This is a genomic window from Pseudomonas faucium (assembly GCF_021602585.1).
GTDB classification, from domain to species: Bacteria; Pseudomonadota; Gammaproteobacteria; order Pseudomonadales; family Pseudomonadaceae; genus Aquipseudomonas; species Aquipseudomonas faucium.
The window spans coordinates 61432-74728 of the sequence record NZ_BQIP01000001.1; the positions used below are offsets into that span (position 1 = coordinate 61432).

At 67.6% G+C, this 13297-nt stretch carries 14 protein-coding genes; 10 read left to right on the forward strand and 4 right to left on the reverse strand.

Annotation, left to right across the window (positions count from 1 at the left end):
• Positions 1-18: 18 nt before the first annotated feature.
• Complete coding sequence (locus L6D75_RS00285) at positions 19-1371, reverse strand: FAD-dependent oxidoreductase (protein WP_176516387.1); 1353 nt, start codon at positions 1369-1371, stop codon at positions 19-21.
• Between the two features lie 14 nt (positions 1372-1385).
• The gene (locus tag L6D75_RS00295; protein WP_176516389.1) at positions 1386-2435 is read right to left on the reverse strand and encodes a Rieske 2Fe-2S domain-containing protein; all 1050 of its coding nucleotides are present in this window, start codon (positions 2433-2435) and stop codon (positions 1386-1388) included.
• Between the two features lie 196 nt (positions 2436-2631).
• Between L6D75_RS00295 and L6D75_RS00300 the strand changes: the two genes are divergently transcribed.
• From L6D75_RS00300 to L6D75_RS00335, 8 genes are all read left to right on the forward strand, one after another.
• A complete protein-coding gene (locus L6D75_RS00300; protein WP_176516391.1) occupies positions 2632-3099 on the forward strand; it encodes an Lrp/AsnC family transcriptional regulator in 468 nt (155 codons plus the stop codon).
• 451 nt (positions 3100-3550) lie between these two features.
• Entirely contained in the window at positions 3551-4969 is a 1419-nt protein-coding gene (locus L6D75_RS00305) for an APC family permease (protein ID WP_176516393.1), read from the forward strand.
• A gap of 48 nt (positions 4970-5017) precedes the next feature.
• Positions 5018-5857: a polysaccharide deacetylase family protein gene (locus tag L6D75_RS00310; protein WP_176516395.1), complete on the forward strand. Its 840-nt coding sequence runs from the start codon at positions 5018-5020 to the stop codon at positions 5855-5857.
• Positions 5854-6906, forward strand: a complete 1053-nt coding sequence (locus L6D75_RS00315) for a C45 family autoproteolytic acyltransferase/hydrolase (RefSeq protein WP_219824866.1) — start codon at positions 5854-5856, stop codon at positions 6904-6906. Before L6D75_RS00310 ends, L6D75_RS00315 begins: the two co-directional genes overlap by 4 nt.
• Positions 6907-6932: 26 nt before the next feature.
• Positions 6933-7349, forward strand: a complete 417-nt coding sequence (locus L6D75_RS00320; RefSeq protein WP_219824867.1) for a VOC family protein — start codon at positions 6933-6935, stop codon at positions 7347-7349.
• 15 nt (positions 7350-7364) lie between these two features.
• Positions 7365-8177 (forward strand): SDR family NAD(P)-dependent oxidoreductase, encoded by an 813-nt coding sequence (locus L6D75_RS00325; RefSeq protein WP_176516397.1) that lies wholly within the window; start codon positions 7365-7367, stop codon positions 8175-8177.
• Between the two features lie 28 nt (positions 8178-8205).
• A complete protein-coding gene (locus L6D75_RS00330; RefSeq protein WP_176516399.1) occupies positions 8206-9237 on the forward strand; it encodes a Rieske 2Fe-2S domain-containing protein in 1032 nt (343 codons plus the stop codon).
• The gene (locus L6D75_RS00335) at positions 9234-10193 is read left to right on the forward strand and encodes a PDR/VanB family oxidoreductase (RefSeq protein WP_219824868.1); all 960 of its coding nucleotides are present in this window, start codon (positions 9234-9236) and stop codon (positions 10191-10193) included. The genes L6D75_RS00330 and L6D75_RS00335 overlap by 4 nt, the downstream gene beginning before the upstream one ends.
• A 96-nt stretch (positions 10194-10289) precedes the next feature.
• On the opposite strand, the gene L6D75_RS00340 is transcribed toward L6D75_RS00335, so the two are convergent.
• Complete coding sequence (locus L6D75_RS00340; protein WP_308506876.1) at positions 10290-10595, reverse strand: hypothetical protein; 306 nt, start codon at positions 10593-10595, stop codon at positions 10290-10292.
• A gap of 270 nt (positions 10596-10865) precedes the next feature.
• Here L6D75_RS00340 and L6D75_RS00345 point away from each other — a divergent pair, with 270 nt between their 5' ends.
• Positions 10866-11345 carry an isochorismatase family protein gene (locus L6D75_RS00345; protein WP_176516403.1) on the forward strand — a complete coding sequence of 160 codons (480 nt, stop codon included), beginning with the start codon at positions 10866-10868 and terminating at the stop codon, positions 11343-11345.
• Positions 11346-11348: 3 nt separating this feature from the next.
• Here L6D75_RS00345 and L6D75_RS00350 read toward each other — a convergent pair whose 3' ends face one another.
• Positions 11349-12302: a LysR family transcriptional regulator gene (locus L6D75_RS00350; RefSeq protein WP_176516405.1), complete on the reverse strand. Its 954-nt coding sequence runs from the start codon at positions 12300-12302 to the stop codon at positions 11349-11351.
• Positions 12303-12448: 146 nt separating this feature from the next.
• Between L6D75_RS00350 and L6D75_RS00355 the strand changes: the two genes are divergently transcribed.
• Complete coding sequence (locus tag L6D75_RS00355; RefSeq protein WP_176516407.1) at positions 12449-13276, forward strand: amidohydrolase family protein; 828 nt, start codon at positions 12449-12451, stop codon at positions 13274-13276.
• Positions 13277-13297: the final 21 nt, after the last annotated feature.

The window sequence follows — 13297 nt, forward strand, 5'->3', positions numbered from 1 at the left end:
GCAAGCCCGCTCGGGTTGTCACCTCCAGGCTGGCAGCGTGCTCAGCAGTTCGGCCTTCTGCTGGGTCGCCTCGCCCATCAGCACGAACCCCTGCACGCGGCGGTCGGGGCCGTGGTAGAGCGAGCGGATGGCGGCGATGCCTTTGCTGCAGCGGCTGAGCAGTTCGGTCGACCACAGCCCCTGGTCATCCAGCGGTGAGGCAACCACCGTCGGCAGCACGCTGGTCTTGATGGTGACCGGCATGGCGGGGTAGGCGACCGACGTCGGTTGCCCAGCCAGGGTCTGCGCCAGCGCCCGTGCCTGCAGCATGATCGGCATCACGTAGGGCAGCAGCAGGCCATGCACCTGCGCGCAGTCGCCCAGGGCATACACCTGGCTGGCACTGGTGCGCAGCTGGGCATCGGTGACGATGCCGCCCTCGACCGCGATGCCGGCGGTGCGCGCCAGCTCCACGCGCGGCTGCAGGCCGATGGCACTGAGCACGTAGTCCACCTCCAGCGTGCCGCCATCGGCCAGTTGCAGCTCAAGGCTGCTGGCGCGGCGGTGCACGGCGACCGGGCCGTTGCCCAGCGCCAGGCGCACGCCGATCGATTGCAGGGCGTTGGCCATCTCTTCGCCGGCTTGCTCCGGCAGCAGGCGGCTCAGCGGCCAGGTGGCGCGGTCGACGACGGTGATCTCGTGCCCCGCGTGGCGCAGGTCGTTGGCGAACTCGCAGCCGATCAGCCCGCCGCCGAGGATGGCGATGCGGCTGGCCTGGCCGATCTGCTGGCGCAGGTGCCGGTAGTCATCCAGGTCGTTGACGGTGATCAGCGCATCGGCCCCATCGCCTTGCAGCGTCGGGCGCCGCGGGGCGGCGCCCAGTGCCAGCACCAGGGCGCGGTAGCGCTGCGCCTTGCCGGCGAAGTACACGCACTGGGCATCGACGTCGATGCGCTCCACGCTGGTGTGGGTGAGCACCGTGGCGCCCAGCTGCGCAGCCATCTGCGCGGCATCGCTGCTCACCAGCTGGTCGGGCAGGCGCCCGCTCTGGCAGGCATTGGACAGCGCCGGCTTGGAGTAGAACTCACCGCCATCGCGGGTGACGATCACGATGGGGGTAACGCTGTCGAGTTTGCGCAACTCACGCGCCACGGTGTAGCCGGCCAGCCCTGAGCCGAGGATCACCACCGGCTCGACCGCGCTGGCAAGCGGCGCCTGGGCCTCCTGCGGCAAGCGCACCATGTCGAAGTCGGCCTTGCCCACGCCGCACTCCGGGCAATACCAGTCCTGCGGCACATCTTCCCAGCGGGTACCGGCGGCGATGCCGTCTTCCGGCCTGCCCACGGCTTCGTCGTAGAAGAAGCCGCACACCAAACATTCCCATTTGTACATGTTGGCGACTCCCGTCAGCTGGTGAAGGCGCGGCCCAGGCCCAATGCGCTCAAGGCACGGCGATAGGCCGTGGAGGAACGGTCGGCGGGGATGTGGATCTCCAGCGACAGGTCCAGTGGCAGGTCTTCGGGGCGGCACAGTTCGACGATGTCGCGGTCTTCCTCGAACACCTGCTGGTTGAAGGCGTAGACGTCATCCAGCGGCAGGTGCTGGTCGAAGTTGCGGGTGATGGCGCAGAACATGCGGGTCTTGCGCGCCGAGATCGGGCTGGCCGCGTTGAGGATCACCAGCTGGTGTTCGGCATCGGGAAAGTTGACCGCCAGGCGCGCAGTGAACGGTGCGAACACATCGAACGTGCGCTTCCACTGGAAGCCGGCCGGCGCACGGTGCTGCAGCTGCTTGGGGAAGTTGCTGACGCTGCTGACGTATTCGGCATGCATGCCATGGGGGGTGAGTTCGGCCTTGTAGGTGGGCACCACCGGGTTGTCCCGGTCGGCGAAGGCGTCGTGGTGGATCCAGGCGAAGTGTGCCACGTCGATGAAGCCTTCGACCTGGCGGCCGGCGGAGGCGGCGATGTCGATCGACGGCGGCAGGATGCGCTGGAAGCGCGCGTCGTGCCACGACGGCATTTGCGCGAAGGGCGCTTCGCTGCCGGCCATCAGCACCCAGACCATGCCGTAGTCTTCGCGGGTGGCGTACATCTGGATGCGGTGGCGCTCGGTGAGGTTGGCGTTGGGCTCCGAGGGGATGCGGGTGCAACGCCCGTCGGTGCCGAAGTGCAGGCCGTGGTAAGGGCAGATGATGTTCTCGCCCTGCACCCAGCCCTTGCTCAGCGGTGCGCCGCGGTGGCTGCAGATGTCGCGGGCGGCGTTCAGCTTGCCGGCGGTGCGGTAGAGGACGATGGGCTCGTCCAGCAGGGTCACGGCGTAGGGCTTGTCGCCGACGTCGGCGCTGAAGGCCACGGGGTGCCAGTGGCGGGTGAGGATCTCGCGGTCGTGGGGGGTGAAGGAACTGGTCTGGGTGATCGGGTTCCAGGTCGGGGCAGGGCAGGCTGTGGCGGGCATTTCGCTTCTCCTTGTTATCGATCGCATCGAGTGCCAGGTCGATGCTAGAGAAGCCCGGGCGGCCTGCCCATGGCGCGGGGCACATGTTGGTCATATGCCGCTGCTTATGTTCCGGCGCCATCCCGGGCAACCTGCGGGCCCGCCGAATCTGCTAGCCTGTGCCCCGCCATCCCGATCGACCATGGAAGCGCTGAACATGTCTATTTCCACCCTCGACCCACTGGATTTCGAGATCGTCCGCGAATTGCAGGAGGACGGGCGTCGCGCCTTCCGTGAGGTCGCCCGCAACCTGTCGGTGCCGGAAGCGACCATCCGCACCCGGGTCAAGCGCCTGCAGGACCAGGGCATCCTGCAGATCCTCGCGTTCACCAACCCGTCCAAGCTCGGCCATGCCAAGCTCGCCTTGCTGTTCGTCAACGTGGCGCCCGAGGACCATGACCGGGTCGCCGATACCCTTGGCCGCTGGACAGAGGTGAGCTACCTGTCCACCACCCTGGGCACGGCGGACATCTGCGTGCAGGTGCTGTGCCGCGATGACCAGAGCCTGTGGAACCTGCAGCAGAAAGTGCGCAGCCTGCCGGGGGTTCGCGAGGTGCAGACCTTGCAGGAGGTGAAGGTGCATAAGATCCGCTTCACCCTGCCGCCCGCTGAAGGCGAAAGCTGAGCGCAGCCCAAGCCACCTAGCCCTGCGAAAAGCCCTCTGTGGAAGGTACCTGTGGGAGGTTACCTGTGGGAGCCGGCTTGCCGGCGATGAGGCCAGGGCAGGGCTCCACCGGTAGCTGTGCGGGCCCCATCGCCGGCAAGCCGGCTCCCACAGGTACTGCGCACGATCTTTTCATGCGCAACAATTTCTTTTCTTTCCTGCGCAATGCAGAAATTCTTGCGCCATCCCCTGCGCCAATCCTCCCTCCCGCGTACTGCAAACCTTCGCCCTAGAGCCTGCCGAACCCCGCGCACGGTCTTGGCGCGCCACGCCCCGAAACTGCACATTGCGTAGAAAATATCTTTTCATGTTGCGCAATGCGCACTCATATGAAATAAAAATATACACATGCGCAGAATCATGACGTAGGATCTGCTCATCGAGACCCATAACAAAAACAGAGGGCGAGACGATGCACCAGGCCATTGCAGGCACCGCGCCGACGGCGCAGCTGGTTAAATCCATCCGCTGGTGGGACGGGGTGGCGATCACCCTGAGCTTGCCGGCGGCGTTGTTCGTAGGCCTTGGCTACTCGATCGGCGCCATCGGCGCCTGGGCCGCCATCGCCCTGTGGGCGTCGATCGCCGCCGTGGCGGTGCTGCACAACTGGCTGTATTCGGAAATGGGCGCCATGTTCGCCGACAAGTCCGGCGGCATCGCCCTCTACGCCAACGAGGCCTGGGCCGTTCGCCTGCCATGCCTCGGCCCGCTGGCCACCTACGCCTACTGGTTCGCCTGGGCCACCGCACCGGCCATCTGGGGCCTGGCAGTGGCGCAGATCCTGTCCCAGCAGTTCTGGCCCGACGTCACCGCCCACTACGACCTGGGCCCGCTGCAACTGGGGCTGCCCCAGGCCATCGCCCTGGGGGTGGCGCTGTTCAGCTGGGCGCTGAGCATGGTCCAGCTGCGTTTCACCATGGTCATCCTCACCGTTGCCGGCGTGCTGCTGATGGTGCCGGTGCTGCTGTTCGGCACCAGTTTCCTGACCAGCCCGGTGTGGAGCACCGCCAGCTTCACCTGGCACACCGGCAGCGGCCTGCATGGCCTGCGCACGGTGCTGGCGTGGCTGTTCATCATGGCCTGGTCGGCCTACGCGGTGGAGGCGGCGGCCTCGTTCATCCCCGAGTTTCGCGACACCGTGGCCGACACCCGCAAGGCCCTGCGCATTGCCGCGCTGATCCTGCTGCTGGTGTTCACCCTGGCCCCCTTGGGCCTGGCCGGCCTGCTCGGCGAGCAGGTGATGGCCGAGCAGCCCTACGGCTTCCTGCAGGCGGCGGCCCAGGTGCTGCTGGGCGGCGGCGCGGCGCTGGTCACCTGGGTGCTGATCGCCGGCATCCTGGTGCTGTCGGTGATGGGCACCGCCGATGCCGGCCGGGCGCTGTACCAGAGCGCGCTCGATGGCCTGACCGTGCGCCAGTTCGGCGAACTCAACAAGGCCGGTGTGCCGGCCCGGGCGGTGACCGTGCAGCTGTTCATCAACGTGGCCCTGGTGCTGCTGGTGGGCAACCCGCTGGCGGTGATCGTCGCCGGCAACATCGGCTACATCCTGGCCCACTGCCTGGCGGTGGCGGGCTATGTGGCACTGCGCCTGGACCGCCCGCAGCAACCCCGGCCGATTCGCCTGGGCCGTGGCTGGGTCGCGGTCGCCATGGCCCTGGCCGCCTTCGACGCGGTGATCCTGCTGGTGGGTGTGACCAGCGCCTCGATCACCGGCTACGGCGGCCTCAAGGAAGTGCTGATCGCCGTCGCCGTGCTGGCCATTTCCCAAGCCCTGTACCGCCTGCGCCGGCTGCAGGAGCGCAAGGCCATCGCCGCCGCGAGCCCGCGCTGACGCGCAACCCCCAACTTCGCTGACAACCCCCGTAGAGGAGTGCACCTGATGCGTGCAGATGACTCCGGCCGCCTGTGCTGGCCGAAAAACAGCCCTGTGGCCGTTTCCCTGACCTTCGACGTCGACGCCGAAGCCGGCCTGCTGGGCGACAGCCCAAGCTTCGCCCGGCGCCTGACCAGCCTGTCGGAAGGGCGCTTCGGCGTGACCCGTGGCGTGCCGCGCATTCTCGAACTGCTGCGCCGGCACAAGATCTGCGCGACCTTCTTCGTCCCGGGCTACACCGCCGAGCAGCACCCGCACCTGGTGGAGATGCTGCTCAAGGAGGGCCACGAAATCGGCCACCACGGCCATATGCACCTGCGCAGCGACAAGGTCAGTGCCGCCCAGCAGGCCGACGAGATGGCGCTGGGCCTGGCCGCACTGGCGAAGGCCGGGGCGCCCAGGCCAGCCGGTTATCGCTCCTCGTCCTGGGAGCTGACCCCGGAAACCTTCGAACTGGTGCTGGCCAACGGCTTTGCCTACGACTCCAGCTGCATGGGCGACGACCGCCCGTACTTCGAGCACTGCAACGGCGCGTCGATCCTCGAACTGCCGGTGCACTGGTCGCTGGACGACTGGCCGATGTTCGGCTGGAGCATCGACAACGGCGGCAACTTCACCGCGCCCCGGGTGCTGTTCGACGGCTGGCTGGCCGAGTACGAGTCGGCGCGCCGGGACGGCCGCCACACCAGCTTCACCCTGCACCCGGAGGTGATTGGCCGGGCGGCACGCTTCGAGCAACTCGAGCGCCTGGTCGAGCGCATGGCCAGCGATGGCGATGTGTGGTTTGCCCGCCTCGATGAGGTGGCCGCCCAGGTCGCCCCACAACTGCAGCAGGTGCGCGCATGAGCACGGTGTTCCGCTCCACCTGCGTGCACCCGGCCGAGCGTGGCCGCGAATTCGGCGAAAGCTTCGCCGCCAAGGTGCGCGCCACCGTGCAGGCCTATGAGGGGCTGTTTGCCCGGGTTGCCAAGGCGCCCTTCGACCTGCAGGCGATGGGCAACCGTTGCCTTGAACAGGTGGCGCTGTTCGCGCCACCGCTGCATGCAGAAATGCTCGGCATCGCCGAGGGCGCCGGCATCGCCCCGGCGCTGATCGGCGCGATCAATGCCCGCACCGAGGTGCTCGCCGTGCTCGGGGCGCGCCTGCGCGGCGAATGCTCCACGGTGGTCCAGGTCGACCCTTGGGGTGCGCCGGTCACCGCGCAGACCTGGGACTGGTACGCCGAGTTCGCCGAGCAGTGGCTGACCTGGGAGATCCCCCATGGCGATGGCCGCCTGACCACCACCGTCACCGAGTACGGCATTGTCGGCAAGCCTGGGGTCAACAACCGGGGCCTGGGCGTGCACTTCAACATCCTGCACCACGCCGACGATGGCGCCGACATCGGCGTGCCGGTGCATGTGCTGTCGCGCTGGATTCTCGACAGTTGCAGCGACATCAACCAGGCCCTGCAGCTGTGCCAGCGGGCGCCGGTGTCGGCCTCCAGTTCACTGACCCTGGTCGCGGCGGCCGAACGTGCCAGCTGCGCGGTGTCGGTGGAAATCCACCCCGGCGGCCCCGGCCTGGTGTTCCCCGGCGCCGATGGCCTGCTGGTGCACACCAACCACTTCCTCTCAAGCCCCGCCCGCGACTTCGATACCGAGCCCGGCAGCTACCCGGACACCCTGGTGCGCCACGACCAGTTGCTGCGCCGCCTCGGCAACCGCCCGGGCCTGGATGCCGGCGACCTGCTGCAGGCCCTGAACAGCCACCTGGGCAGCACCGGCGCGCTGTGCTGCCACCCAGACCCGGCGCTGCCGGCGGCAGGGCAGTACGCAACCCTGGCCAGCATCACCCTCGACGTCGCCAACGGCACCCTGCGCGCCTTGCCAGGCGGCCCGTGCCGCCACCTGTAAACCTTCGACCCACAGGAAACCTCGCCATGCTTCAACTCAAACGCCTCGACAACATGGACATCCTCACCCACGACGTGCAACGCCTGGTCGACTTCTACCACGGCACCCTGGGCCTGGGCTTCTTCCTGCCCTACGTCGCCGAAGAGCGCTGGGCGGCGATCGAAATGGGCAACGTCACCCTGTACCTGTTCCACACCCACAACCCGGCGCCGGTGGTGCGGCGCACGGCGGTGAACCTTGCCGACAAGCCGGGGCTGGACTCCTTCGCCTTCGAAGTCGAATGCCTGGATGAGGCCATGGCCTACCTGCACGGCAAGGTCGAGTGGGTGACCGACGCGCCGATCGAATGGCAGCACCCCAACGGCACCCACTACCGCTACCGGCCGATGTTCGACCCGGACGGCAACATGCTCTACATCACCGAACCGCACAAGACCGTCTGAACCGGAGGCTCAAGCATGCCCATGACCCACAACAACCCGGCGCGCCTGGCGCCGGCTTCGGTACTGGCGCTGGCACCCGAAGCCCGCGCCCTGGATGGCCGCGTGGCGCTGGTCACCGGTGCCGGGCGTGGCGCCGGGCGCGCCCATGCCCGGCTGCTGGCCCGGCGCGGCGCCGCCGTGGCGGTGGTCGATATCGATGCCGACGTGGCCCGCGCCACGGCGGCGGAAATTGCCGAGGAGGGTGGCCGGGCGATTGCCCTGGCCTGCGACATCACCGACCGCGCCCTGGCCGAGCACTGTGTGGCGCAGGTTGCCGAGCAGCTGGGCGGGCTCGACATCCTGGTGCACAACGCCGGGCTGATCTACTCGATGACCGGCCTTGAAGCCACCGACGATGCCAACTTCGAGCGGCTGCTGGCGATCAACGTCAACGCGCCGCTGTACCTGACCCGTGCGGCCCTGGTGCACCTGCGGCGCAGTGCGGCGGCGCGGGTGATCTTCATCAACTCGCAATGGGGCCAGGTGCCCGATGGCCACTCCTACGGCTACATGGTCAGCAAGGCGGCCCAGCTGGGGCTGATGAAGACCCTGGCCAAGGAGTTCGTCGGCGAGGGCATCCTGGTCAATGCCATCACCCCGGGGGCGATCCTGACGCGCATGGTGCCCGAGCAGTACATCGCGGCCGAGCAGGCCGCCATCCCCCTCGGCCGCCTGGTGCACCCGGAAGAAATCGCCGCTGTGGTGGCCTTCCTGGCCTCGGACGAAGCGGCCTTCATCACTGGCCAGGCCATCCCCGTCAACGGCGGGGCGCTGGTGGTCGGCATCTGACAAAAGCACAACCTGTGAGGACAACCCCATGACGACTCAAGCAACCCAGCGCCAACGCGCCGAGCAGGCCATGCGCCGCCAGTGGTTCCCGGTGGCCCGTTCGGCCGACCTGGCCAGCCCGCAATCGGCCACCTTGCTGGGCGAGAAACTGGTGGTGTGGCGCACCGCCGCCGGCCAGGCCGTGGTCCAGCAAGCGCGTTGCCCGCACCGCGGCGCCGACCTCTCGCTGGGCGAGGTGCACGGCGACAGCATCGGCTGCCCGTACCACGGCTGGCGCTTTGCCGGCGACGGCGGCAAGTGCAGCCATGTGCCGTCGCTGGAGGATCAGTGCAAGATTCCCCAGGGCGCGGCGCTGCACACCTACCCCTGCCAGGAGCGCTACGGGCACGTATGGACGGCCCTGGAAACGCCGTCGTTCGAACTGTATGACTTGGCCGAGTGGCGCGAGCTGGCGCTTGAATGGCTGGCTGCCGAGCCGCTGGACTCGCCCACCGGGGTGGCCGTGGCCGTGGAAAACTTCGGCGACGTCGCGCATTTCTCGTACATCCACCGCGGCATGATGGGCCACGTCAACCCGGTGGTCGAACCGCTGAACGTGCGCCGCGAAGGCCTGGACATCTGGATGGACCGCCCGCTGCAGGCCTGCGAGGGCGAATGGGCCAACGACGGTGACTGCATGATGCACTACCACATCGTCGCCCCAGGCCTGGTGGCCATCACCTATGACTACGAGCGCCTGGGCAAGCGTGTGGTGGCCGGCTTCCCGTGCCCGGTGGCGTATGACCAGGTGAAGATCTTCTGGGCGGTGGCCAACGACCGTGGGTACAAGGGCGGCGATCTGCAGGAGTGCCTGCGCATCGAGGAGCTGCTGTACCTGGAAGACCTGCCGGTGGCCGCGACCATCACCCCGGCCGAGATCGACTGGGACGCCAAGGCGGTCGAGCACTCGGTGCCCTCGGACCTGTATACTTTGAACTACCGGCGGGCCTTCCGTGAGTTCATCGAGCGCGGCCAGCAGGCGCCGGTACGCCTGGTGGACGAGCCGAGGGCGTTGCCGTGAGTGCCCAGGGCCAGGCGCTGAGCGTGCAGGTCAGCGGCCTGCGGCTGGAGGCCGAGGGCGTGGTCTCGCTGGAGCTGCGCGCCGCCGATGGCGCGCCCTTGCCGGCCTGGACGGCGGGGGCGCATATCGACCTGCTGCTGCCCAGTGGGCGGGTGCGCCAGTATTCGCTGTGCGGCGACCCGGCGCAGCGCCATGTGCTGCGCATTGCCGTGCTGCTCGAAGCCAACGGCCGGGGCGGTTCGAGCGAGGTGCACGGCGCCCTGCGCCTGGGCCAGCAGCTGGCCATTCGCGGCCCGCGCAACGCCTTTGCGCTGCAGGAGGGCGAGGCTTACCTGTTCGTCGCCGGCGGCATCGGCATCACGCCGATCATGGCCATGGCCCAGGCGGCCCAGCGTGCCGGTGCCGATTGGCAGATGCTCTATGGCGGCCGCTCGCGGCGTTCGATGGCCTTCATCGACGAGCTGCAGGCCATGGGCGCAGGGCGGGTGGAGGTGCTGCCGATGGACGAGGTCGGGTTGCTTGACCTGGACGCGGTGGTGGCCGCTGCCCGGGCCGGGCGCCAGGTCTACTGCTGCGGCCCAGCGGCGCTGCTGGATGCGTTGACGGCGCGGTTTGCCGAGGCGGGTTTGCAGCAACGCCTGCACCTTGAGCGCTTCGCACCACTGCCGGCGCCGCTTGCGGCCGACGCCGAGGCGCTGACGGTGATCCTCGCCCGCAGCGGTGCGCAGGTACAGGTGCCTGCGGGCTGCAGCATCATGGCAGCGTTGCGGGCAGCGGGGCATGAGGTGGCGTCTTCCTGCGAGCAGGGCGTGTGCGGCATGTGCGAGACACGGGTGCTGGACGGTGTGCCGGAGCACCGCGACCTGTTGCTCAGTGAGGCGGAGCGGGCGCGGGGGGAGGTGATGATGCTGTGTGTTTCGCGGGCGTTGACACCGACGTTGACGCTGGATTTGTAGGGTGGTTGGAGTGTAGGTCGATGGTGAGAGGGTGGATGTGAAATCGCGCGGGCGGCGCGCGATCTCAATAACGCTACTCCCCCAACGCCAGGCACCTTAACGGCGGTAGTAGTGATGATCGGCTTCATAGCGATGGCGCATGGCGCGCTCATGCTGGCGCTGCCAATCGCGGCGCCGTTCATAGTCGCGCCGTGCCTGCTCGCGGCGCCATTGCTCGCGGCGCCAGTTTTCCCGGCGCCAGTCGTCGCGATCGTGCCGGCGGCCGTCGTGCCAGTAACGGTCGTCATGGGCCAGCAAGGTCGCCGGCTGCTCCACCGCCATGCTGGCCAGGTTCGGCCAGGGGTTCTCGTCGGCTCTCGCGGCAACGGCCTCGGTGGCCCGCGCAGGGGTCGAAACGTTCATCGGTGTTGCAGATGCCGAGCCCATTGCCGCGAACGCGAACAGGCCAACCAGCACTATCCGTGGGACATGGATTTTCATGAGCGAAGACAACCTCTGCTGACTATGGGGCGTTAGGCCAAGGGCCTGTTCACATAGACCAGCAAAGCGGAAAAAGTTCTAGAAAACCGTAACTTAAATGCTCGCCCGGACATCACCCGGTGCTGGCCCGATGCAGTCATCGGCGGCCAGGGGCGTTATACTCCGCGCCCTTATCCAGGCCCCGGAGCGCTCATGCGGCAGGTTCTTCTCATCGTCGATGTCCAGTCCACCTTCAGCCCGCCCGAATGGCTGGTCGATGGCATCCGGGCGTTGTCGGCGACCATTCCGACCATCGCCTCGATCGAGCTGCACGACGAACAGGCCACGCCCTTCCAGAAACAGCTCGGCTGGCACCCCGCGGCCCAGGACGAGAGCCTGGTCGAAGCCGACAGGGTGTTCGTCAAGCATGGCTACGGGCAGACCGCAGAAACCCTCGAACACCTGCGCCAGCTGGGCGCGCAGCGGGTACTGGTGTGTGGCCTGCAGACCGAAACCTGCGTGCTGGCCGCAGGCTTCGCCCTGTTCGATGCGGGGTTGATGCCGACCCTGATCACCGACCTCACCGTCGGCTCGTCGCTGGACCGCTCGGGGAAAATGGGCATCGAGCTGTGGAAGCACCACTTCGGCAATGTCACCACCCGCGCCGAGATCCTTGCCGAACTGCAAGGCTGACGATCAGGCGGCACGGATGCTGCTCGCCTCGATATGCCGCCCCAGCTTGAGCGCCTGCTCCTGCAACACGCGCATCAGCTGCAGCGCCGCCTGCGACGGCGGCTCGAAGCGTGAGTGGACGAAGCTGATGTCGAAATGAATGTCCTCGGCCAAAGGCACCACCGCCAGGCCGCTGTCCTGGGCCACGAACTCGTCGATCAGGGTAACGCCCATGCCTTGCTTGACCAGCGCCACGGCTTCGTTGGCATTGGTGAACGACAGCAGCGACTCGAGCTGCAGCCCTTGCCGCGCGATCGCCTCGGCCAGCAGCTGGCCGAACGGCATGTCCGGGCGAAACAGCAGCAGGGCATGGCCCTGCAACTGGTGCAGGCTTAGCGTGGGCTGCTGCGCGAGCACATGTTCAGGAGGCATCACCGCCACCATGCGCCCGCGCATGAAGGGCTGCGAATGCAGGTGATCGTGAACCACCGGCAGGGCGGCGATCGCCAGGTCGACCTTCTTCGACAGGATCTGGTTGGGCATCTCGCCCATCAGCGTGGTCTGCCACTCGATGTGCAGCGCGGGCGACTCGCGCTTGAGCTGCGCCAGGCCCATGGGGATCACCACCGTCGACAACGAAGCGCTGCAGCACAGGCGCAGCTTGCGGTGGCTGCCGGCTGCCAGTGACAGCGCGCATTCATTGACCTGCAGCGCCGCCTGGTACACCCGCTCGACTTCGCGAAACAGCACCTGCGCCTCCTCGGTGGGGACCAGGCGGTTGTTGATGCGCTCGAACAGGCGGTAGCTCAGCCGCCCCTCGATGTAGCCGATCAACTTGCTCACCGCCGGCTGCGAGACATACAGCAGCTTGGCGGCGGCGCTGATCGAGCCGGTCAGCATGACCGCGCGAAACACTTCCATGTGCCGCAGTTTGAACAGCATCGTGCTGGCGTCGGCGCCTGCTTTGCCGGGCTGCATGGGTATTACCTCCGGTTATGGTCCTGGCCATCTGTGTATGAGCGTAATGCACGCCCCCGCAGTATCGTGAGCCCAGGTAAATCGCCTGGATAGCGAACGATAACAAGATCTGCAGGCAAGCGCAGTGACGCTTGAAGGAGGCGCCCTTGAACATCTTTGATGAACCGAAGATCGATTGCCATAACCATTTGTTTGACCCTGCACGCTTTCCCTACCACCCGGATGCGCCCTATGCACCTACTGGCCAGGAGGTGGCGCCGCTCGAGCAGTTCAACCAGGTGATGGACGCCTACGGCGTACGCCACGCCTTGCTGGTGGGGCCCAACAGCGGCTACCACACCGACAACCGCTGCCTCCTCCATGCGCTGGCCAGCGGGGCGGGGCGCTTCAAGGGCGTGGCAGTGGTCGATCGCCACATCAGCCTGGAGCAACTGGCCGCGCTGCGTGAGCAAGGGGTGGTGGGCGTGGCGTTCAACCCGGCGATGCATGGTCTTTCCAGGTTGCAGGAGGCCGAGCCGCTGCTGGCCAGGCTGGCCGAACTGGGCCTGTTCGCGCAGATCCAGGTCTGCGATGACCAGCTGGTCGACTTGCAGGGCCTGATCACCCGCAGCCCGGTGCGCGTGCTGATCGACCACTGCGGGCGCCCGAACGCCGCCGCCGGCGTGCAGCAGGCGGGCTTTCAGGCCTTGCTCGGGCTGGCCCGGCTTGGCCGGGTCTACGTGAAACTCTCCGGCATGCAGAAGTTCGCCGCCGCCCATGCCCTGCACGCGCAGAGCAGCGCCTACGTGCAGGCGCTGCTTGATGCCTTCGGCGCCGAGGCCTGTGTGTGGGGTTCGGACTGGCCGTTCATCCGCCAACCTGTGCGGGTCGACTACGGCCCGCTGCTGAAGCTGGCCGAGCGCCTGATGCCCGACGATCGGCTACGCCGCAAAGTCCTGTGGGACACGCCCAGGCGCCTGTTCGGCTTCGCCTGACCTGCGCGCATTTGCCATTCC